Below are 20,941 nucleotides of genomic sequence, written 5' to 3'. Positions count from 1 at the left end.
TGGTAGAATAGGATAGACTAAATTGGAAATAGATAGTTTACGAGATCTCAGACAAGCGATCGGAGGAATTGTAAGATGGAAGTGAAATTGGTAGTGGATTATGAAGCTTATGAGAATGGCCAAACGATGGCTAAATCTATTGAGGAACTGGCAGCCAAGCCGGAGAGCGCGCAAGTTACAGATCTCATCATTGGAGATTGGGGCGGCGCCTATGAAAGTTCACCAGAGGATTTTATTCCAGTGTTAGTGAAGCTCAAAGATCAATTCCCCAAGATACGCAAACTGTTTATTGGTGATATGGAATATGATGAGTGTGAGGTTTCATGGATTAACCAGACGAATCTGTCCCCGTTGTTAGAAGCTTTTCCAGCATTGGAGTCCTTTCATATCAAGGGAAGCCAGGACCTGAGTCTGGAACCACTTCGTCATAACCACCTTCAGGAATTGGTTATTATTTGTGGCGGCCTGCCTGTGAGCGTTCTTCAGCAAATACACAATGCAGAACTGCCTGAACTGCGCAAGCTGGAACTGTATTTGGGTGTCGATAACTATGGTTTTGACGGTAACCTAAAAGATGTTTTGCCGTTCTTGGACAGCAATCCTTTTCCCAAACTTACATACTTGGGACTCAAAGATAGTGAAATACAGGATGAAATTGCAATTGCAGCAGCTAATGCCCCTGTGATTGGACAACTGGAAGTGCTGGATCTCTCACAAGGTACGTTGTCTGATAAAGGTGCAGAAGCGTTACTGGCTAGTGAAAGTATAAAAGGACTGAAGCATTTGGATTTGAGCTATCATTATATGTCTAGTGAAATGATGCAGCGTTGGAAAAACTCGGGTCTATCTGTGAACGTGAAAGATCAACAAGAAGCGGATGAGGAAGATGATTGGCGCTATCCATCACTGACTGAGTAATTTGTTCGACTGGAATTCTAGAACGGACTGTTTTCAAAATAAATGATCTAAAGTGAGGCGGCTCTATGGTTAGGATGTCAGACTGTAAGGTCAGCGAGCCGTTTATCTTGTTTGGTAATCCGGGGAATCGTCGAACTACGGGACTGCAGGAGGCGCGAAGCAGATTAATGCTTCCGCCCGCTCTAGAGGTTTCCTATATAGATGTGCTGGAAGCCATTCGGCAGAAACAAGGTCTGAGCGAGCTGATGGCGCGAATAGCTGCACGAGCTACGCATGATAGCGTGAATGGCAGTTCCTTTGTGCAAGAGAGTATTGATCAGTTACTGGCGGGGCAGATGGACAGTGGTCCGCTGCTTCGTTTGGATGCACCGGGCGAAAGCTTTGAGGTAGAGCGTGAGTTGATTGCTCTGGGCGCCTCGGATGGTGAGAGGGACGATTCTCTGTTGCCATTGCCCGAATGGACACAAGGCACAGGTACAGGTATATCGGCGGCAGAAGCGCGACGCCTGCAGGAGCAGCACGGTCGTATTTGGCACCCGGCACAATGGTTCCGGGGCTATTGCCGTCTGCTGGCCTGGCTGCGGGATGAAGTGGCTCTGCTCTGGCCCTCGTCACACTGGATGAACGATCCGGCGGAAGTGGCCGTGATGTTCGACAAACGGCGTTGTAGCGCCGATTTAGGCAAGGCAGATATAAGGGTCCCGCCAGTGCTTGCATCTTCAGGTGGTGCATTTCGTGATGTTGATGATCTGCACACGGCAATGAAGGAGAGCGGGTTTCACCGCGTATTTGTGAAAATATTTTGTGGGTCCGGTGCTTCCGGTGTCATGGCCTATCAGGTACACCCCCATACACACGCGGAACTGGCGGTGACCACGATTGGAACGGAAATCATACACGGACAGCGCGTGTATTATAATGCCGGACGATTGCGTCGTTATACGGATAAGCAGAACATTCATGCTATCCTTAACTGGCTATGCCTGGAAGGGGTACATGTGGAGCGATGGATTCCCAAAGCGACCCTGAACGGGCGTGTTTATGATGTGCGCCAACTCGTGTGCGGATCAGAAGCTTGCCATGCGGTTTTACGTTTGAGCCACAGCCCTATTACCAATTTGCATTTGCGTAATGAGCGGCTCTCGCTGAAGGAAGCCGGATTACCACAGAATACGGTGGAATCGGTCCAGCTTACTGCGAAAGCTGCTATGAGTGTTTTTCCGGCGTCCATGGTTGCTGGGCTGGATGTGCTGGTTCCAGCTCATGGGGGTCGTCCCTATGTGTTGGATGTTAATCCGTTCGGTGATTTGCTGTACCGAGTTGAACATCAAGGCTGGAATCCGTATGAATGGGAAATGCTGCACCTCGCTAATAGGAGCGTGGGTACGGAAAGGAAAGACAGATATGACTGATATGAACCAAATTGTCGGCTCTCATGATATTGTCATGATTACGCTTGATACTCTGCGTTATGATGTAGCAAAGCTGGAGGAAGAGAACTGTCCGAATTTGTGCGGCTCCGGGTCGTGGGAAAAGCGCCATACACCGGGTAGCTTTACCTATGCTGCACATCATGCTTTTTTTGGCGGATTTTTGCCGACTCCAGCGAATACGGATAAGACTTCACATATCCGTCTGTTTCACACCAAGGATACGGGACTGCGTACGCATCCACATACGTGGCTGTTCGATGCCCCGGATATTGTATCCGGGCTAGAGGGTGAAGGTTATCGTACCATCTGTATTGGCGGGGTTATTTTTTTTACGAAGAAAAATAAGCTTGCCAAGGTGCTGCCTGGATATTTTCAAGAAAGCTACTGGCGTATGAACTTTGGCGTTACCAATCCCCGTTCGACGGAGCATCAGGTGAATCATGCTCTGAAACTGTTGGAGAATACAGACCCGTCACAGCGCTTATTTTTGTTTCTGAATGTATCAGCGATCCATGGGCCTAATCATTATTTTTTGAAAGGCGCAGCCAAAGATTCAGTGGAGTCTCAACGAGCAGCCTTACGGTATGTGGATGGTGAACTTGGACGTTTGTTTGATGCTTTGCGAAATCGGGGGAAGACGTTTTGCATGGCTTTTTCCGATCATGGTACAGCTTATGGAGAAGACGGCTATGAAGGACATCGTCTGGCGCATGAGGTAGTTTGGAATGTGCCTTACCGCGAATTTATATTGTAGAGCATATAGAAACATAGATTGCACTGGTAAATATCAAAAAATCAATCCAGCGCGAGGAAGGAGCAGAAATGAAAGCCATGAATCTGAATCACTCGCATCCAACGGGTGCAGCAGCCCATGCTCCGGAGATGGACACAAACTCAGTACCGTCTAAGTTTCAGTGGCCTGAAACTCCTGTTGAATGGGCACGCACGATCCGTGAAGCTCCCTACCGCTCCTATCTGTACTCTTACCCGCATAAAACGGCCTATCGTTCGTTTGATACACCGCTCTCATTGCAGGAGTTGTGGGAGAAGGAGGAGTTAGAAAGCTATTTTTTGTATATGCATATTCCATTTTGCGCGGCTCGCTGTGGATTTTGTAACCTGTTCACTTTGCCGGACAAGCGACTGGATGTACATAAGGAGTATGTAGATGCACTAGAAAGACAAGCCAAGCAGTGGGCACCCATTATGAGCCGTCGGCCTTTTTCACGTTTTGCGATCGGCGGCGGTACACCGACCTTACTGGAGGCTCCTTTGGTGGAGCGCTTGTTTGACATTGCGGAAAATATTATGGGACTGGATCCTAAGCGAGCTTCTATTTCGGTGGAAACCTCTCCCGATACTGTGACTGAGGACAGGTTGGAGGTGCTCAAGCGCCGCGGGACAGATCGTGTCAGCATGGGAATTCAGAGCTTTGTGGAATCAGAAAGTGCCGCCATATACCGACCTCAGAAGCCCAAACTTGTTAGAGAAGCACTTGAGCGGCTGGTGGAATACAACTTTCCTTTGCTGAACGTGGATCTGATCTATGGCCTGCCTGGTCAAACGGTGGAAACCTGGCTGTATTCTTTAGAGGAAGCCCTGTCTTACTCGCCAGGAGAGATTTTTCTTTACCCATTATATATTCGAGAAAATACGATTTTAAAGCCAGGCTATACCGGGCTGGATCATGATATTCGCCTTAGCTTGTATGAAGTGGCGCGCGAACGGCTCAAACAAGCAGGATATGTACAATATTCCATGCGCCGTTTTGCTAAAAATGATGCTATATCCAGCAAAGAGCTTTTGCCCTACAGTTGTCAGGAGGAAGGTATGGCTGGTCTGGGGTGTGGTGCACGCTCCTATACACGCAATGTCCACTATGCCAGCCGTTATGGTGTTAGTGCAGCAGCTACCCGTAGCATTATCGCAGATTATGTTGCTGCGGAACGTCATGATCTGGCTGACTACGGCTTTATTTTAAATGCGGATGAGAGTAAGCGACGCTTTATCTTAAAAGCGCTTCTTCATCGGGAAGGTTTGGAGCTATCGGCCTATGCAGAGCGCTTCGGTATATCCCTGTCGGACGATTTTACAGGAATGTCGTTGCTGCTGGAATCCGGTATGGCTGTCGTCGAGGAGGGTACGCTGCGACTTACAGAGGAAGGAATGGCCTATTCCGATGCGATTGGGGACTGGATGATCTCCACGTCAGTTCGTGAGCGCATGGAAGGATATGTAGGCGCATGAGAGCGACCTTATATTATCGTGGTTCGTTGACCTCGTGCAACTATGCTTGCCCTTACTGCCCGTTCAGTAAAAACGTTGATAGTCGGGAAACGTTGAACAGGGATCGGGCCCAGTTGAAACGTTTTGCTGATTGGGTACGGGAACAGGGCGCTTTGGGGCATCGTCTCTCTATTTTTTTTAATCCGTATGGAGAAGCCTTGATTCATTCCTGGTATCGCAAGACCATGATTGAGTTTTCCCATATGGCGCATGTGGAAAAAGTGGTGGTACAGACGAATCTATCGACTAAGCTGGATTGGACGAAAGAACTGAACCCGGAGAATGCTGCGCTGTGGGCTACATATCACCCTGGAGAGACGAAAGAGCAAGTTTTTATATCGCAGGCTATGAAGTTATATGAACTTGGTATTTCCTATAGTGTCGGTACCGTCGGGTTAAGACAAGCATTTTCAGCTATTCGTTCCTTGCGATCGCAACTTCCAAGGGATGTTTATTTGTGGATCAACGCCTACAAGGATCGACCACATTATTATACAGATGCTGAGGTTACTGAATTAACTGCGATAGACCCCTATTTTCAATGGAATTTAAAGGATTATAGCAGTCAGGGGCGGGCATGTCGCGCCGGTGAAGATGTATTTTATGTCCAGGGTGACGGAAGAGTAAAACACTGCTATCAGGATCGACGGGTGCTTGGACACTTATATAGGGATGGTCTTGAGGGCCTGAGTGGCAAACGTCCGTGCCGGATGAAAGAATGCGGCTGCTATATCGGCTACATTCATATGGAGGAGCAGCCATTTCGGGAAATGTACGGTAGTGGCTTACTCGAAAGAGTGCCGCAAGTACAGGTATCTCCGGTTCCATCATTTAGCAGACAGGCTGTTTATAGAGATAATGAATCCATATAACAAGGGTTGTCCACATCTAAATGTAATACTATAGCACCTTGATCTATTAGAGAAACGATCAACAAAAAACCGACCCTTGCCATCAAGCAAAGGTCGGTTCTTTTGTTGATAATAACTCTATACGACTGTTCTATGCGAAATAATCAAGTTTGGACAATAGCAGTAATTTCTTCATCCAGATCCAATCTGATTTGTTCGCGATAGGCACGAATATTGTATTCGGAATATAGGTATCTCAGAATGGCTTCAATCATATTGGCTTCCACCAGATATTGACTGCGGCCCTGCACATGGACTTCTGCGGAATAACCTGTATCCTCTTCCCAGCTTAGTTCTACTGTCACATCCGTGGGCTGGACACCTTTACGTTCAGCCATATGCAAGCAAATAGCGTTGACAATCTCATCCATACTCAAAATCATAGCTTAGTAACGTCCTCCGCGGGAATCATCTGGTCTGCGACGATTTTTAATAGCACGGTAGATACCTACTCCGACCATGATCAGGACGTAAATGGCAAGAACGTTAACGGCAAGGCCAAGCAAGCTGCCCAATGCGCCCATGTTGCCGAACAATCCGCCGAAGAGCATACCTGCCAAACCGCCCAGCATCATACCTTTCAGGAATCCGCCGCCACCGCCAAGGAATCCACCAGTTCTGCTTGTATTACCAGCAGTTGCCCCTGACTTGGTTCCGCTATCTGACTTATTGATGCCATTGCTGTCATTCGCCTTGCTTGGTGTGGATTGGTATGATTTAGGCCCGGATTTAAACCCGCCGCCTCGCCTTGCATCAGCTGTAGATGGTGCGATCATAGCAATGAGTAGGGTAAAAGCCATCATCAGCATCATCATATTTTTCAAAGTGAATGTTTTTTTCATGTAAATATAATCCCCCTTAGTAAATTGTTTTATAGGTCAAACAACCGCTTACCAGTAATACGAATGGCATGGAAAAGGGTTTCAAAGAATTTTAACTTTTAAAAATTAAATAATAACGTCCCATAAATTCTATGCATGGATTGGTTAAAACATTCAGCTTTGCGGCTTAAGTGAAAACGGATTAGTGTCAGCACTGACATCACCGGCAAGCAGCATGCGTAGAACCATTTGGCACCATTCCAGACCTGCTTTAGCATTCAAAAGTCCTTTTTGTACTAAAATATAGTCTCCAAAGTTCTTACTGCCAAAATGTAAATTCTCTGCGGGAATATCGTTCAGGATATCCTCAAGATGCTGGATTTTCTGAATAAAATGACGTTTGCGTTCCTCCAGCATACGATTGGCACTACTTTTGTCCGTTAACCAAAGACAGAACAGTCGAAGACTTAATTCATCCCGTGTAACCGGAGCAGCTAACGCTTCCTGGGACCATTGTTGAAGCATATGGATTCCCTTGTCGGTAATGGTATACATTTTCTTATCAGGCTTGTCGGACTGCTGAATCCAACGGGAGGCTAGCAGTTCCTTGCTCTCCATACGGGCCAGTAGCGGATAGATCTGACTGTGCTTGGCCTGCCAAAAAGGCTGGATACGCAACATCAGATCATAGCCGGAGGATTCCTCTCTAGCGAGAAGCCCCAACAGACCATACGATAGTAAATTCATAGATCTTATCTCCTTCATCCATCATAGTAACGGTTGTAACAGCACTGCGGCAGCTATTCTGCAGCTTCATGAAAAGTGTACACTGAAACTGTATGGTTTGACAACTTTCAGTCAGGTCGTTCACAGGTTAGCCAAAATTGATTCTTGTCATTCTCCACGTATATGTGCTTTTTTTCATAAAAAAGGGTAGTTTAAGCTCGTATGTACGAGCTTAAACTACCCTGGTAATCTTCTGCCGAAGCGTATCCTATTTACTGTTCATTCCCATCAACGAGAAGTGTTAACGCTCCTGTATCTGGATGAATAACCATGCCGTGAACGGGGGCATTAGGAGGGAGAAGCGGGTGATTTTTAATAAGCTTCACGGTAGTTCTTACCCCTTCTTCAATGTTGTCAAAACCTTTTAACCATTTATTTAACTTAATTCCTGAATTTTCTAATGTATTCAGAACTTCCTGAGAAATTCCGCGATCGAGCATTTCATTGACCATGTGGTCTGCATTTAATGCAGCCATGCCGCACTCATAATGACCTACAACGACTACTTCGTCTGCTCCCAGCTCATACAGGGCGACTAGCACACTGCGCATTACACTTCCAAAGGGCTGTGAAATAATCGCACCTGCATTTTTGATAATTTTCACATCACCGTTGCGCAAGTTCATGGCTTTCGGGAGTAACTCCGTTAGCCGTGTATCCATACAAGTGATAATGACCATTTTTTTATTGGGGAACTTGCCCGTTCTATAGGCCTCGTATTCTTTGTTTTCTACGAAAACACGATTGTACTCTAAAATTTCTTTGATGTGATTCACGATTGTTCCCTCCAGATTCTATTAAAGTTTGATATGTACGGCCCAACGTTTATTTTAGGTCTTAGGAGCTGGTCGTACATGTTGTGTGTTGATTATACTTTTTAATATAAGTATCATCAAGTATAGGTATTGTAAAGTTTTATCCATTTTAAGTTAAAGAGGTGACCTCAAGTATGGCGCAACAGACATTGGATCAATTGACGGCTTTAAAGGAGCTTTCACACAAAATCAGTAGTTTTGGCGAAGCAGTAGGTCTGCTGCACTGGGATTTACGGACGGGTGCTCCGCGTAAGGGTGTTGACATTCGGTCGGAGACGTTGGGTATGCTGTCCACTGAAATGTTCAAGCTGATGATCTCGGATGAAATGGGACAATTGCTGCAATTTTTTGCCACAGAAGATAAGCTGGAGCAACTGGAAGACAATGATCGCAGATTGGTGGAGGAATGCCGTAAAAATTATGACCTGAATCGTTCGGTTCCGGCAGACCGATACCGGGATTATAGCATTCTCGCAGCGCAGGCAGAGAGCAAGTGGGAGGACGCAAAGGAACATAGCGATTTTGTCGGATTTGAACCGTACTTGTCTAAAATCGTAGACATGAAGCGTGAATTTATCGGCTACTGGGGTGTTAAGGATACAGAGTATGATACGCTTTTGGATCAATATGAGCCGGGGATGACGGTTGAAAAGCTGGATGCTGTGTTTGATCGTCTCAAAAAGCGCCTTGTGCCCCTATTGTCTAAAATTCAGGCTTCACCGAACCAGCCGGATAAGAGCTTTTTAGATGGTGTATTTGATGTGAAGCAGCAGGAGAAGTTCAGCCTGTTCATTTTAGGACAGATGGGGTATGACTTTGACGCAGGTCGTTTGGATGAGAGTGTACATCCTTTCGCAACAGGATTAAATCCAGGTGATGTGCGTATAACAACACATTATCTGCAAGATGATGTAACCAGTGCTATTTTCAGTTCGTTGCATGAAGGAGGCCATGCGCTGTACGAACAAAATATTGCTCCAGAGCTGGCAGGATCACTACTGTCCGGAGGAACCTCTATGGGGATTCATGAATCTCAGTCCCGCTTGTGGGAAAATAAAATCGGACGCAGTCGTGCTTTCTGGGATCGGTATTACGATGATTTTCAAAAGCATTTTCCTGATCGTTTGGCAAAGGTTACGGCAGAACAATTCTACCGGGCAGTCAACCGTGTGGAAAATTCACTGATTCGTATTGAAGCGGATGAGCTGACATATAATTTACATATCATTATCCGTTATGAAATTGAAAAAATGCTGTTTAATGAAAAGCTGGATGTGAAGCGTCTCCCCGAGGTGTGGAATGCGAAATATAAGGAATACTTGGGACTTGTTCCACCGAATGACGGACTGGGCGTACTTCAAGACGTTCACTGGTCCGGTGGTGATTTTGGTTATTTTGCTTCCTACTCGCTTGGCAATATGTATGCAGCGCAAATTTTGGCGACATTACGCAAAGAGTTGCCAAATCTGGATGAATTAATTACTGCTGGACAACTTGAGCCGATCAAGCAATGGCTGACCGAACGTATTTATCGTTATGGCAAGAGTCGGACGCCGTCCGAGTTGATTGTAGCCATTACAGGTGAGGATCTGAACCCGGATTATCTCGCCGACTATCTGGAAGAGAAATATACCTCCATATACAAGCTGTAAATAATATAGCATCTACCCCGCGTTCCTGGGCGAACGTGGGTTTTTTTTGTCCGATTAACCAATATATCGACAGCCGCATAACAATATATGAAGTCAACCAATGTAAAAAGGTGGGGAGGGAACAAGGATGAAAAACGGCGCTCGTTTCAAAGCGGTGGTGGCTGCGGCACTACTCGGAATACTGTTGCTCAGTGGGTGCACCCCCAAAGGAGGGGAGCAGACGATTGAGATCAGATTAGGCGAGGTAGCCCGTACGGTCTTTTATGCGCCGCAGTATGTAGCCTTGAGCCAGGGAATGTTTGCTCAGGAGGGACTGGATGTCCAATTGGCAACAATTCCCGGGGGCGACAAGGCGATGACGGCGTTATTGTCCAATCAGGCGGATATCGCGCTCATCGGCGCGGAGACATCTATTTATGTGTATCAGCAAGGAGCAGAGGACCCTATCATTAATTTTGCCCAACTGACACAGAAGGATGGTACCTTTTTGTTTGCCCGTCAAACGCAGGATAGCTTTGAATGGGAAAAGCTGAAAGGACAAAATTTTTTGGGGCAACGCAAGGGCGGAATGCCGCAAATGTCACTTGAATTTACGCTTCGCAAACACGGCATTGATCCTCATAAGGATCTGAAGCTGATTCAAAATATTGATTTTGCTAATGTTGCCTCTGCTTTCGGCTCCGGTACAGGGGATTATGTGCAGCTGTTTGAGCCGCAGGCATCTATTTTTGAAAAGGAAGGTCGTGGGCGGGTTGTTGCCTCTATCGGTGTGGAGAGCGGCGAGTTGCCGTATACGGTATATATGGCTAAGCAAAGCTACTTGAACACAAATAGCGAGGCTGCACAGAAATTTACAAATGCTGTATATCAGGCACAACAGTGGATTGCTACGCATCCACCCGAACAGATTGCCGAAGCAATCACACCCTATTTTAAAGATACAGATTTAGCTATTTTGACGAATAGTATCAAGCGATATAAGGAACAGAGTACCTATGCTTTGAACCCGATGATTGAGGAAAAGGAATGGAAGAACTTACAGGATGTCATGATCTCGGCAGGGGAGCTTAAAAGTCAGGTTGCACTGGATAAGCTAGTGAACCCAAGCTTTGCACAACAAGCGATTTCGTCAAACTCTACCGGAAATACTGAACCGCCTGTGAAAAAGAGCAAAACTGAATCTACGGATGCAGGTGTCGGTGCTGGAGGTTCGTCATGATGGAGGAACGGAGTGGCCTACCTTCGGACGCGACCATCCCGGTGGTGAGACTGGAGCAAGTGACGCATGTTTATGTAACGGATCGTGAAGCTTCGCTGGCGGTTGAGAATATTGATTTTTCCGTAGAGACAGGGGAGTTTGTCAGTTTGGTTGGTCCAAGCGGCTGCGGCAAAACGACGATCCTGTCTATGATCGCGGGGCTACTGCACCCAGCGGCAGGCCAAGTCATGTTGCAAGGTCAGCCAGTAAGTGGTCCGAGTCCAGAGGTCGGTTACATGCTGCAGCAGGATTATCTATTCCCGTGGCGGACGATAATGGATAACGCATTGTTGGGTCTGGAGCTAGGCAACAGAGTAGATGAAGCTGCGCGTGAGCGGACACGGCTGTTGCTGGAAGGCATGGGCCTAGGAGGGAAAGAGCATCTGCATCCATCCCAGTTGTCTGGGGGAATGCGCCAGCGCGTGGCACTGGTACGGACGCTGGCGACCAATCCTGGACTGCTGCTGCTGGATGAGCCGTTCTCCGCACTAGATTATCAAACCAAGCTACAGCTGGAAGATCTGATTGCGGAAACCTTGCGCGAGCGGAGAAAGACGGCTATTTTAGTCACACATGATTTGGCTGAGGCCATTGCGGTCAGTGACCGGATTATAGTGATGGGTCGAAACCCTGGTCATGTCCGACGTACCTTCGAGATCCCAGATTGCATCCGAGAAGCTCAGCCTTTTTATGCACGCGAGCAGCCGGGTTTTAATGAGCTTTTTCATGAAATATGGGGTGAACTGGAGGCTTCGGGAGCAAAGGAGTGAGTTAACGCATGAAGGACGAAGCGGATCAGCTTGAGCAACGTTGGATTCAAGGACTACATCAGGCGTATTTACGCAGCAGGCGTTCGCAACGATGGTTAGTCACAGGTGTGCAGACAGCCATTTTACTGCTTTTGTTTGTGTTATGGGAAATTGCAGGCCGTTTGAAGTGGATTGATGTACTGCTGTTCAGCTACCCGAGCAAAATTTTCACCCAGATCGGTAAGGATGCGGTCAGTGGTGAATTATGGGGACATGTAGGTGTCACCGTGGGAGAGACGATGGCGGGGTTTTTACTCGGTACTCTGTTAGGTACGTTGCTGGCTGTACTTATTTGGTGGTCACCGTTTTTGTCGAGGGTGCTTGATCCCTATATGGTCGTGTTTAACAGTATGCCTAAGGTGGCGCTAGGTCCAATTTTTATCGTTATGTTTGGGGCGGGATTTACTGCTATCCTAATGACAACCCTCTCCATTACAGTCATCATTACGACATTAGTCGTATACAACAGCTTTCAGGAAGTCGATTCGAATTTGATCAAAGTGGTTCGCACGTTTGGCGGATCACGCCGGGATACGTTTCAAAAGGTGATTTTACCTGCATCCTTTCCTGCAATCGTCTCTACACTGAAAGTGAATGTCGGTATGGCATGGGTTGGCGTGATTGTTGGTGAATTTCTGGTGGCTAAAAACGGCTTAGGCTATTTGATTATCTATGGTTTTCAGGTATTCAATTTCACGCTGGTTATGTCCAGTCTGTTGATCATTGCAGTCGTAGCTACACTGATGTACCAGGCGGTCGTGTACCTGGAGCATCGTCTGCTTTCCGGTCGTCCTCATCGGTAATAATAAAATTTCTGAACATTTGTGTAAAACGTGAAAATAAAGTACCATGAAAAATGAAAATACTTAAAATTTATGAAAATGCTAAAACAGATTTCATCTAGAGAGGACAGAATTTTTTCATGGGCTTTCGTACGATTAAAACGGCTATTGCCGCATTAATGGCCGTACTTATTGCGGAGGGGTTGGGTATTCATGGAGCCACCTCAGCAGGGCTTTTAGCAATTTTGGGGGTGGATGTCACACGCAAGAGAAGTCTCCGTACCATTTCGGCGAGATTTTTTGCATCCGTCGTGGGACTTCTTTTTGCTTGTGTTTTGTTTGTGGTATTCGGATTCCATGATTGGGTACTGGCATTATATATTTTAACGGCGTTTCCAGTCATTGTACGGGTGGGCTTTAAAGAAGGGATCGTCACCGGCTCGGTCGTGGTTTTTCGCGTATTCAGCGGCGGCGTGATTGATATGGAGGTACTGCTGACCCAGCTAGCTCTGCTAGTGATTGGACTGGGTTCCGCGATGATTGTCAATTTAGCATATATGCCGGGTTCTGATAATACAATGCAACAAATTCGGCAGGAGGTGGATCGGACATTTTCTGTTATATTCAGAAATATGGCCAATACGCTACGTAGTCCAGCATACATATGGGATGGCAAGGAAGTTATTGAAGCGAACAGCGTGATAGCCAAAGGGGTTACTGAGGCGGGGCGTTCCTTGGAAAATCAGATGCTTCGTCCCCAAGAGGGCTGGAATGTGTATTTTTATATGCGAAAAGAACAGCTGGATTCGATCCAAAACATGATGCAGTTGATCGCACAAATGTATCAGCATATGCCGCAGGCCAAGCTTCTGGCCGAGCTGTTCGACCAGCTTAGCAATGACGTTTTGGCTGGACATTATACGGGACAGACCGAGAAGCTGTTAGAGCAGGTTCGTGAAGAATTTAAAGCAATGGAGCTTCCCGCAACTCGGGAGGAATTTGAGATTCGTTCGGCATTATTGCAGCTTACACATGAGCTTCATCAATATTTGAAAATTGCGAAAAAGGACAAGGCCCCTACTCCAGTGAAAAATTAGAGTAAAGGCCTTGAACGGCTACTATCCATGACGGACAGTAGCCGTTTCTTGTTCAGTGACGGTGGAAGACGGTTGATTCAAGGTCCGTTTGTGCCGAATTCGGTCTGTGATCCATAAGACAGCGGTGATCAGGCAAGGGTACAGCATAGCCCATCCGACAAAGGGGAAAACGATCGCTGTAGAGATAAACGATATCCAACTAATGGCAACGCCCCAGCGACTACCACGTAGAAGCTTAATTCCTGCTGCACAACCGCCGAGATAGGTCAGAATAAAGGTGGCGTTCGGGAACTGGATCAGGTTAGTGAGTGAAACAGTACCGCTACCGTACAACACCATAATGATCACGAAGCAGACGCTAAGAAAAGCGATGCCTCCGATGGGGGTATGGAATCGTTGGGATAACCTGCCCATCCAGCGAAAGGCCTGTCCTTGCCGGGATAAAGCATAAGCGACACGTGAAGCGGCACCAACATAAGCAATAATAGTAGCGGTACAAATAAAGATACCCGTCAAGCCTGCAATTATCGCGCCCCATGGCCCGATAGCCCGACTAATCACCCATACGAGCGAAGCATCCGAATCCCCTGCAAGGTAACTTTGTGTGCCCACAGTAGCCAGCGCAGTTAAGAAATAAAGCAAACCGACAATGACGGCTGCAATGGTCACACCTCTAACGGCCGCTCGTCGGGGATTGGTGAATTCCTCTGACATATGGGACACGGCCTCCCAACCGATAAAGCACCAAAACAAAATCGCGGCCGCTTGACCGACTGAGAGCCAGCCATGTGGAACAAACGGGGTGAAGTGGATTGTTTCCATCTGAGGAAGTGCTGCGGCAATGGCGAATATAAGGACGGCAACGATAGCTATGACGACTGCGATCTGAATACGTCCCGCAACCTTCATGCCGATCCAATTGATGATCAGGCCCACTACCAACATAGCAGCGGCTAACAACATGCGGCTTTCCTCTCCCCAGCCCATGGCTGCGGTCATATAGCCGGCTCCGGTAAGTGCGGCAACAGGTGCTCCAATCGGAACCGACATGAGAAAAAACCACCCAATATAAGCACCAGCACGTGGTGAAAAGGCCAACGTAACAAAATGCGATACCCCTCCCGCATTCGGAAATTTGGCGGATAGAAGACCCATGGAAAGTGCCATTGGCAGGATGAGCAGGGTCATAAAGCCCCATGCCAGCAGCGATGCCGGCCCAGCCATTTGGGCTGCAAGTCCAGGCACAATCAATATCCCCGAACCCAGTACAGCTCCGATATAGAGTGCAATGGCCTGTGGAAGACCAATGGTGGATTGAAGTTTACTTTCATTTGTCATGCAGAAAAGCCTTCTTTCTCTTGTTATTTTCTCCAGCTTATCAGATAATCAATCTATCGGAAAAACGGAATATAACGATGGCTTGCATCGGAAAAACCGATTGAAGGGGCGGATTATGGAATCGCGGCATTTGTTTACCTTTTTAAATGTAGTTGAGGCAGGCAGTTTTACGCGAGCAGCGCGTATACTGGATTATGCACAGTCGAGTATCACTGCTCAAATTCAAACGCTGGAGACAGAGTTGGGTACGCCGCTTTTTGATCGCATTGGCAAGAAAATCATGCTGACGGATGCCGGACGACGTCTGCTGCCCTATGCGCAGGAGATCTCCAAGATGCATGCTATGGCTAAGGATGCACTTCGTTCAGAAACAGAATTGGCGGGCACGCTGAAAATAGGAGCACCAGAGTCTCTGGCCGCTTTTCGTCTACCGAGTCTGATCCGTGAATACAGGGAACGGTATCCGAAGGTTAAAATTGTTCTTAAACCCGGCGAATGCTGGGAATTACGCGATTTGATCCGTTCCGGTGAGCTGGATTTGGCTTTTTTGCTTCAGCCTGAGACAGAGGATAGAGAACTGAATGTCACCACGCTTATTCATGAGCCGATGGCCTTGGTTGCTCCACTTAAGCATTCGCTGGTTACCAATACCCGGGTAGAGCCTGCCGACTTGAAGGACGAAACCATTTTGCATACGGAGGCAGGATGTACGTACCGCATCCTTTTTGAGCAGTATTTGAATAAACACGGTATTTTTTCAGACCCTAGCCTGGAATTTTGGAGTATTGAAGCCATCAAGCAGTGTGTCATGGCTGGATTGGGAATTGCGCTGCTTCCGCTGGTAACGGTACAAAATGAGCTGCGAGAAGGTAAAATGGCGCGTTTAGCCTGGGATGACAGTGAACAACAGGTGGCTACTCAGGTCGCTTATCACACGAAAAAGTGGAAATCCCCGGCTCTTAGCGAATTTTTACAGATCGTTGAGCAGCATGTAACACATTGGCGTGCATGAGTTCAAGCCATCGCGGCATATGCTTATACAAATAATATTTTTTCCTTTTCGCCTATTCACTCAACATTCGCCCACAACCTGCATACATATGTATGGAATGATTGATTGTATGGAGGAGGTTCAAGAATGGCATTAAGTCATAAAAATCGTAGAGAGATTATTACCAAAGCGATCTGTGGTAAAGGTCGCAGATTCTCTACCGTAACCCATACCGTAACTCCGCCGAATAATCCAACGAGTATTTTAGGGGCATGGATTATTAACCACCAGTATGAAGCTGTGGCGGCGGGGGACGGCATTGAGGTCGTCGGGACGTATGATATCAATATTTGGTACTCATACGATAAAAACTCGCAGACCGATGTGGCTAAGGAAACGGTGTCGTACGTAGAAAATGTGCCGCTCTCGTATCTTGATCCGAAGCACCGGGCGTCTACAGTGGAAGTATCCGCCGAAGCTACACAGGAGCCGAGTTGCGTCGAGGCCAGTGTGTCTTCTGGAGGTGGCAGCGTAATGATCCGGGTCGAGCGGGAATTTGCGGTGGAGCTGGTGGCGGAAACGAAGATTGTTGTAGAAGTATTCCCGAATGGTAGCAGCGATGATTTTGACAAAGACTTTGATTTTGGAGCGGAAGAGGGGGACTATGAGGAGCTCGACCCCGACCTCATTGACGACGAGCTCTGACAGAAGTAACCAAAAAGAGGGCCGCTTTACTCTTGCGCCGGCTGATTCTGCGTAGGGGGCAAAGGCCCTCCTTTTTTGTTGTTGCGGGTTAAAATTAGATTGAAATCCGTACGTAGTCCGTAGGGGGGATATAATGCAGCAGCCAGGACAGGCGCTTATACGCTTCAGGCAGATGCCAAATGATGAAAAAAAGCGTAGACTGGAGCGTTCAGGCATAGCGGTGCAGTGGATGGATAGCAGTATAGCAGATTTTGCGATAGGCTACGCAGTGCAAATCCATCAACTGCGAGTGTTGGAGATTCGTAGGCGTGCCATCGAAGGCCCTTCCAAAGTCCGCGCATACGATCTGTCTGAACTAGATCAACATTCACCGCTCTATGTCCGGATGGAGCGGCTAGCTGTACGTGCGTTGTATACACTGGGTTTGGACAGTGGTGAGGTGATGCTTACTCCGCTGGGGGAGCGCAGCTGTCAGGTGCGCGAAGTCTCGGCACAGCCATGGTTGAACGATAGACGTTTGGCCACGCTATATGAAATTGCTGCGCGCGAAGGGGATGTTGAGGGTGAGAATCTTTCAGCGCAACGAGGGAGAGATCGACTACTCATCGGAATGGACCCTGAATTTGTGTTAGTCCGTATGCCAGAGGGACGGGTCGTGCCGGCCTCAAGATATTTGGGTCGTCTCGGCATAGCCGGCTGCGATGCGGTTACGCGTCGAGGACGAACACTGTATCCAGTCGCTGAGCTTCGTCCTGCTCCGAGTGGAGATCCGGACCGTCTGCTGAAGCACCTGCGTCAAGCTTTTGCAACCGCAGCCCGGCGCATTACCGACCGCACACTCATCTGGCAGGCGGGGGGGATGCCGCAACCGGGTTTTCCACTGGGCGGACATCTGCATTTCAGCGGGGTTGCGCTAAACGGTGCCTTGCTCCGGGCACTGGATAACTATTTGGCACTGCCTTTGGCGCTACTGGAAGACAAGCGTGCAGCCCGGCGCAGACCGCATTATGGCAATTTGGGTGATTTTCGCCGTCAGTCGTATGGAGGCTTTGAATATCGTACACTGCCCAGTTTTCTTATCTCGCCACAGCTAGCGAAAGGTGTGATTGGGATGGCGTTTCTCATTGCTACTCAATATCCGCGTTTGCAGCGTAGACCACTGGGTGAGGAGGAGGCTCACAGAGCCTTTTATGAAGGAAATCAATCTGTGCTCAAGGAGTATATGGAACCTCTTATTTTGGATATGGTTTCACTGGAAATATACTCGCAATATGAAGCTTATGTAGCGCCATTGCTGGATAGCCTCCGCAATGGCAAACAGTGGGATGAATCACGGGATTTGCGCCCGTATTGGAAGCTTACGTAAAATCAAGTGTCGACACCAGCAACGGTTTCATGTTATCGACTGTCATTTTTGATATAATGAGAGATAATTATAAGTTTAAACGGAACAAAGTGTGGGGGTTAGTAAACAGTATGTCCAAATATACACCGATGATTGAGCAGTATTTATCCATAAAAGAGCAGGCTAAAGATGCATTTTTGTTTTTCCGTCTGGGAGATTTTTACGAGATGTTTTTCGATGATGCAATTCTTGCATCCAAGGAGCTGGAAATTACTCTTACGGGTCGTGAGGGTGGCGCCACGGAAAAAATTCCGATGTGCGGCGTGCCTTATCATTCAGCGGAAAATTACATACAGCGCCTCATTGAGAAGGGTTATAAAGTGGCCATCTGTGAGCAAATGGAGGAAGCCTCAGCTACGAAGGGGATGGTGCGGCGGGATATTGTCCGCGTTGTGACCCCGGGTACGGTAATGGAAGGCAAGGTGCTGGGTGACAAATCCAACAACTACATGGTATGTGTCACAGAGACGGACGGGATGCTGGCGCTTGCGGCGTGCGACTTGTCAACAGGTGAATTGTATGTGACCTCTGTGCCTGATTCGAAAGAATGGCTACTAGATGAAATTAACATTTATGAGCCTTCCGAAATGTTGGGGGATGGTCATCTGCTCGATTTTGTGACATCCCGTATGTCCCCCGTTGGACGGCGTGTTGTGTATACGGCCTGGGACAAATCCAAGGATGATTTGGTTCGGGATCAATTTGGCGAAGCTACGTGGGCAAGGCTTACGGAGGAACGCAGACGGTGCGTATCTCGCTTGATTTCCTATTTGAATGAAACGCAAAAAAGATCGTTAGGCCAATTGACCCAAATCTCGGTATATGAGCCAAACCATTTTATGATTCTGGATCCATTTACCCGCAGGAATCTGGAACTGGTGGAGACAGTACGTGAACGCTCGAAGAAAGGCTCGCTACTGTGGCTGTTGGATCGCACAGAGACTTCCATGGGAGCGCGTCTGTTGCGTCGTTGGATCGACAAGCCGCTGTTGAGCAGCAGTCTTATTGAGGAACGCTTGGAGGCGGTGGACAAGCTATACCACCAGTTTATTTTCCGAGAGGATGTACGTGCTCAGCTTAAAGAAATTTACGATCTGGAGCGTCTGGTTGGGCGTATCGCCTTTGGTAGTGCTAATGCACGTGATCTGATCGCTCTCAAGCTGTCGTTGGCCCAAATTCCTTCTTTACGCGAATTGTGTGCTGAATCTCCTTCGAAGACGCTGAGACGGATTGCACAAACGCTGGATAGCTGTACAGACCTGTGTACATTGATTGAGGAAGCGGTGGCGGATGAACCGCCGATTTCCGTAAGGGATGGAGGCCTTATTAAGGAAGGCTACCATCAGCGTCTGGACGAACTGCGCGAGGCGAGTGTGAACGGTAAGCGTTGGATCGCTGAGCTAGAGGCCAAGGAACGTGCAGCAACCGGCATTCGGTCACTTAAAATTGGATACAACAAAGTATTTGGTTATTATATCGAGGTGACCAAATCCAATTTGGCTTCATTACCAGAAGGTCGATATGAACGCAAACAGACGTTGGCGAATGCGGAACGGTATATTACACCGGAGTTGAAGGAAAAGGAATCTCTAATTCTGGAAGCCGAGGATAAAATGGTTGATCTGGAGTACACGCTTTTCTCCGAGCTTCGCAGTAAACTAAACGCTGAAATTCCCCGTTTGCAAAAGCTGGCAGAGCAAGTGGCTGAAATTGATGTGTATCAGTCGCTGGCATCGGTTAGCGCGGAACGGGGATTCGTGAAACCTGAGCTGACTACAGGATATGATTTCGTAGTGGAGCAGGGTCGCCATCCCGTGGTGGAGGCCGTAATGAAAGATGGCGGTTTTATCGCCAACAGCACGGTGTTGGAGGAAGCGGATGCGCATATTCTACTTATCACCGGGCCGAACATGGCTGGGAAAAGTACGTATATGCGTCAAGTTGCACTTATTGCAATTATGGCTCAAATTGGCTGCTTTGTCCCTGCTGCACGTGCCAAGGTGCCGATGCTGGATCGCATTTTCACACGGATCGGTGCAGCGGATGATCTCATCGGTGGGCAGAGTACGTTTATGGTCGAAATGGCAGATATCCAAGTAATGACAGACAAAGCAACTCCGCGAAGCTTGATCATTATTGATGAACTGGGACGAGGTACGTCTACCAGTGAAGGAATGGCAATTGCACAGGCAGTTATCGAATTTGTCCATGACACGATCGGCTGTAAGGCACTGGTATCCACGCATTTCCATGAGCTGGCGCATTTGGAGCAAGGCCTGTCTTCGCTGCGAAATTACTCTATGGCCGTGCAGGAAAGCGGCGACAAGGTGAATTTCCTGCGCAAGCTCATACCGGGAGCGGCTAGCAGTAGCTATGGTATTTATTGTGCTCGGCTTGCAGGCTTGCCCAATAATATTATTGAGCGAGCGAATGGACTGCTGAATGGTTTTGAACAGGCAGCGGCTCAAGTGACGGCAGGTACTGAGACAGTAGTAGGAGGGAAGGAAGGGACTGATCTTCGTACAGTTTCAGGGACAGAGGATATTTCTTCTTTGACCGGATATAATTCAGGCCAGACATTGCGAGAAAGCGGAGAAACTGCATCATCAGCTCAGTCTTTATCACAGCAAGCGACTCTGGTAAAAGAAGATACTCTACAGACTGTGGAGGATTCCAGCAGGTTGGAGCAAGGAGCAACCGAAGTGGTACAGCTGTCCATTTTTGGAGAGCAGGAGCTTGCCACCTCCAAGCCCCACGCAGAGACAGTAGAGACGAATCCAATTGTGCGCCAAATTTTGCGCAAGGTGAAAAATGCTGATGTCATGAATATGACTCCTTTACAGGCAATGCAGCTATTAAATGATCTAAAAAATAAGGCCAATGGCCTGTAGTTAAAATAAGTGACATTATTCTTATTTTTCATCACACTTTGAA

19 protein-coding genes are annotated in these 20,941 nt (G+C 47.7%); 14 read left to right on the top strand and 5 right to left on the bottom strand.

Going from position 1 to position 20,941, the window contains the following annotated elements; translation table 11 throughout:
- Positions 1 to 75: 75 nt before the first annotated feature.
- The 5 genes from AC5ELV_RS05420 to AC5ELV_RS05400 all read left to right on the top strand — a co-directional run bounded on the left by AC5ELV_RS05420 (position 76) and on the right by AC5ELV_RS05400 (position 5,509).
- Positions 76 to 918: an STM4015 family protein gene (locus AC5ELV_RS05420; protein WP_493429421.1), complete on the top strand. Its 843-nt coding sequence runs from the start codon at positions 76 to 78 to the stop codon at positions 916 to 918.
- 65 nt (positions 919 to 983) lie between these two features.
- A complete protein-coding gene (locus AC5ELV_RS05415; protein WP_493429420.1) occupies positions 984 to 2,330 on the top strand; it encodes an STM4014 family protein in 1,347 nt (448 codons plus the stop codon).
- Positions 2,323 to 3,105, top strand: a complete 783-nt coding sequence (locus AC5ELV_RS05410) for an STM4013/SEN3800 family hydrolase (RefSeq protein WP_493429419.1) — start codon at positions 2,323 to 2,325, stop codon at positions 3,103 to 3,105. Before AC5ELV_RS05415 ends, AC5ELV_RS05410 begins: the two co-directional genes overlap by 8 nt.
- Positions 3,106 to 3,173: 68 nt before the next feature.
- Positions 3,174 to 4,598, top strand: a complete 1,425-nt coding sequence (locus AC5ELV_RS05405) for an STM4012 family radical SAM protein (protein ID WP_493429418.1) — start codon at positions 3,174 to 3,176, stop codon at positions 4,596 to 4,598.
- Complete coding sequence (locus AC5ELV_RS05400; RefSeq protein WP_493429417.1) at positions 4,595 to 5,509, top strand: STM4011 family radical SAM protein; 915 nt, start codon at positions 4,595 to 4,597, stop codon at positions 5,507 to 5,509. Before AC5ELV_RS05405 ends, AC5ELV_RS05400 begins: the two co-directional genes overlap by 4 nt.
- 143 nt (positions 5,510 to 5,652) lie before the next feature.
- Here AC5ELV_RS05400 and AC5ELV_RS05395 read toward each other — a convergent pair whose 3' ends face one another.
- The 4 genes from AC5ELV_RS05395 to AC5ELV_RS05380 all read right to left on the bottom strand — a co-directional run bounded on the left by AC5ELV_RS05395 (position 5,653) and on the right by AC5ELV_RS05380 (position 7,931).
- Complete coding sequence (locus AC5ELV_RS05395; protein ID WP_013310599.1) at positions 5,653 to 5,931, bottom strand: YxcD family protein; 279 nt, start codon at positions 5,929 to 5,931, stop codon at positions 5,653 to 5,655.
- A 3-nt stretch (positions 5,932 to 5,934) separates the two neighbouring features.
- Positions 5,935 to 6,390 carry a hypothetical protein gene (locus tag AC5ELV_RS05390; RefSeq protein ID WP_039271220.1) on the bottom strand — a complete coding sequence of 152 codons (456 nt, stop codon included), beginning with the start codon at positions 6,388 to 6,390 and terminating at the stop codon, positions 5,935 to 5,937.
- 153 nt (positions 6,391 to 6,543) lie between these two features.
- Positions 6,544 to 7,116, bottom strand: coding sequence for a PadR family transcriptional regulator (locus tag AC5ELV_RS05385; protein ID WP_013310597.1), 573 nt, complete (start codon positions 7,114 to 7,116; stop codon positions 6,544 to 6,546).
- 251 nt (positions 7,117 to 7,367) lie between these two features.
- Complete coding sequence (locus AC5ELV_RS05380; protein WP_029518130.1) at positions 7,368 to 7,931, bottom strand: beta-class carbonic anhydrase; 564 nt, start codon at positions 7,929 to 7,931, stop codon at positions 7,368 to 7,370.
- Between the two features lie 173 nt (positions 7,932 to 8,104).
- Between AC5ELV_RS05380 and AC5ELV_RS05375 the strand changes: the two genes are divergently transcribed.
- From AC5ELV_RS05375 to AC5ELV_RS05355, 5 genes are all read left to right on the top strand, one after another.
- A complete protein-coding gene (locus tag AC5ELV_RS05375; RefSeq protein ID WP_493429416.1) occupies positions 8,105 to 9,622 on the top strand; it encodes a carboxypeptidase M32 in 1,518 nt (505 codons plus the stop codon).
- Positions 9,623 to 9,749: 127 nt separating this feature from the next.
- Positions 9,750 to 10,841 (top strand): ABC transporter substrate-binding protein, encoded by a 1,092-nt coding sequence (locus tag AC5ELV_RS05370; protein WP_493429415.1) that lies wholly within the window; start codon positions 9,750 to 9,752, stop codon positions 10,839 to 10,841.
- On the top strand, positions 10,838 to 11,650 hold the full coding sequence (locus AC5ELV_RS05365) for an ABC transporter ATP-binding protein (RefSeq protein ID WP_493429414.1): 813 nt from the start codon (positions 10,838 to 10,840) through the stop codon (positions 11,648 to 11,650). Before AC5ELV_RS05370 ends, AC5ELV_RS05365 begins: the two co-directional genes overlap by 4 nt.
- Before the next feature lie 8 nt (positions 11,651 to 11,658).
- Positions 11,659 to 12,492, top strand: coding sequence for an ABC transporter permease (locus tag AC5ELV_RS05360; protein ID WP_274481628.1), 834 nt, complete (start codon positions 11,659 to 11,661; stop codon positions 12,490 to 12,492).
- Between the two features lie 119 nt (positions 12,493 to 12,611).
- Complete coding sequence (locus AC5ELV_RS05355; RefSeq protein WP_493429413.1) at positions 12,612 to 13,568, top strand: aromatic acid exporter family protein; 957 nt, start codon at positions 12,612 to 12,614, stop codon at positions 13,566 to 13,568.
- A 21-nt stretch (positions 13,569 to 13,589) separates the two neighbouring features.
- On the opposite strand, the gene AC5ELV_RS05350 is transcribed toward AC5ELV_RS05355, so the two are convergent.
- Positions 13,590 to 14,906, bottom strand: a complete 1,317-nt coding sequence (locus AC5ELV_RS05350) for an amino acid permease (RefSeq protein ID WP_493429412.1) — start codon at positions 14,904 to 14,906, stop codon at positions 13,590 to 13,592.
- Between the two features lie 115 nt (positions 14,907 to 15,021).
- On the opposite strand from AC5ELV_RS05350, the gene AC5ELV_RS05345 reads away from it, so the two are divergent.
- The 4 genes from AC5ELV_RS05345 (at position 15,022) to mutS (ending at position 20,898) form a co-directional block, all read left to right on the top strand.
- The gene (locus AC5ELV_RS05345) at positions 15,022 to 15,918 is read left to right on the top strand and encodes a LysR family transcriptional regulator (RefSeq protein ID WP_493429411.1); all 897 of its coding nucleotides are present in this window, start codon (positions 15,022 to 15,024) and stop codon (positions 15,916 to 15,918) included.
- Between the two features lie 126 nt (positions 15,919 to 16,044).
- The gene (locus AC5ELV_RS05340) at positions 16,045 to 16,602 is read left to right on the top strand and encodes an outer spore coat protein CotE (RefSeq protein ID WP_013310588.1); all 558 of its coding nucleotides are present in this window, start codon (positions 16,045 to 16,047) and stop codon (positions 16,600 to 16,602) included.
- Positions 16,603 to 16,735: 133 nt separating this feature from the next.
- The gene (locus AC5ELV_RS05335; protein ID WP_493429410.1) at positions 16,736 to 17,968 is read left to right on the top strand and encodes a putative amidoligase domain-containing protein; all 1,233 of its coding nucleotides are present in this window, start codon (positions 16,736 to 16,738) and stop codon (positions 17,966 to 17,968) included.
- Positions 17,969 to 18,078: 110 nt separating this feature from the next.
- Complete coding sequence (gene mutS, locus AC5ELV_RS05330; RefSeq protein ID WP_493429409.1) at positions 18,079 to 20,898, top strand: DNA mismatch repair protein MutS; 2,820 nt, start codon at positions 18,079 to 18,081, stop codon at positions 20,896 to 20,898.
- Positions 20,899 to 20,941 lie beyond the last annotated feature (43 nt).

It is taken from the genome of Paenibacillus sp. NMA1017, assembly GCF_058895805.1.
Note: the sequence above shows the minus strand (reverse complement) of the source record. Positions and strands in the feature narration are given on the sequence as shown.

What these genes read in the sequence shown, in the direction of transcription:
- AC5ELV_RS05420 (WP_493429421.1), top strand. Translation starts at nt 76, where the DNA reads ATGGAAGTGAAATTGGTAGTGGATTATGAAGCTTATGAGAATGGCCAA.
- AC5ELV_RS05415 (WP_493429420.1), top strand. Translation starts at nt 984, where the DNA reads ATGGTTAGGATGTCAGACTGTAAGGTCAGCGAGCCGTTTATCTTGTTT.
- AC5ELV_RS05410 (WP_493429419.1), top strand. Translation starts at nt 2,323, where the DNA reads ATGACTGATATGAACCAAATTGTCGGCTCTCATGATATTGTCATGATT.
- AC5ELV_RS05405 (WP_493429418.1), top strand. Translation starts at nt 3,174, where the DNA reads ATGAAAGCCATGAATCTGAATCACTCGCATCCAACGGGTGCAGCAGCC.
- AC5ELV_RS05400 (WP_493429417.1), top strand. Translation starts at nt 4,595, where the DNA reads ATGAGAGCGACCTTATATTATCGTGGTTCGTTGACCTCGTGCAACTAT.
- AC5ELV_RS05395 (WP_013310599.1), bottom strand. Translation starts at nt 5,931, where the DNA reads ATGATTTTGAGTATGGATGAGATTGTCAACGCTATTTGCTTGCATATG.
- AC5ELV_RS05390 (WP_039271220.1), bottom strand. Translation starts at nt 6,390, where the DNA reads ATGAAAAAAACATTCACTTTGAAAAATATGATGATGCTGATGATGGCT.
- AC5ELV_RS05385 (WP_013310597.1), bottom strand. Translation starts at nt 7,116, where the DNA reads ATGAATTTACTATCGTATGGTCTGTTGGGGCTTCTCGCTAGAGAGGAA.
- AC5ELV_RS05375 (WP_493429416.1), top strand. Translation starts at nt 8,105, where the DNA reads ATGGCGCAACAGACATTGGATCAATTGACGGCTTTAAAGGAGCTTTCA.
- AC5ELV_RS05370 (WP_493429415.1), top strand. Translation starts at nt 9,750, where the DNA reads ATGAAAAACGGCGCTCGTTTCAAAGCGGTGGTGGCTGCGGCACTACTC.
- AC5ELV_RS05365 (WP_493429414.1), top strand. Translation starts at nt 10,838, where the DNA reads ATGATGGAGGAACGGAGTGGCCTACCTTCGGACGCGACCATCCCGGTG.
- AC5ELV_RS05360 (WP_274481628.1), top strand. Translation starts at nt 11,659, where the DNA reads ATGAAGGACGAAGCGGATCAGCTTGAGCAACGTTGGATTCAAGGACTA.
- AC5ELV_RS05355 (WP_493429413.1), top strand. Translation starts at nt 12,612, where the DNA reads ATGGGCTTTCGTACGATTAAAACGGCTATTGCCGCATTAATGGCCGTA.
- AC5ELV_RS05350 (WP_493429412.1), bottom strand. Translation starts at nt 14,906, where the DNA reads ATGACAAATGAAAGTAAACTTCAATCCACCATTGGTCTTCCACAGGCC.
- AC5ELV_RS05345 (WP_493429411.1), top strand. Translation starts at nt 15,022, where the DNA reads ATGGAATCGCGGCATTTGTTTACCTTTTTAAATGTAGTTGAGGCAGGC.
- AC5ELV_RS05340 (WP_013310588.1), top strand. Translation starts at nt 16,045, where the DNA reads ATGGCATTAAGTCATAAAAATCGTAGAGAGATTATTACCAAAGCGATC.
- AC5ELV_RS05335 (WP_493429410.1), top strand. Translation starts at nt 16,736, where the DNA reads ATGCAGCAGCCAGGACAGGCGCTTATACGCTTCAGGCAGATGCCAAAT.
- mutS (WP_493429409.1), top strand. Translation starts at nt 18,079, where the DNA reads ATGTCCAAATATACACCGATGATTGAGCAGTATTTATCCATAAAAGAG.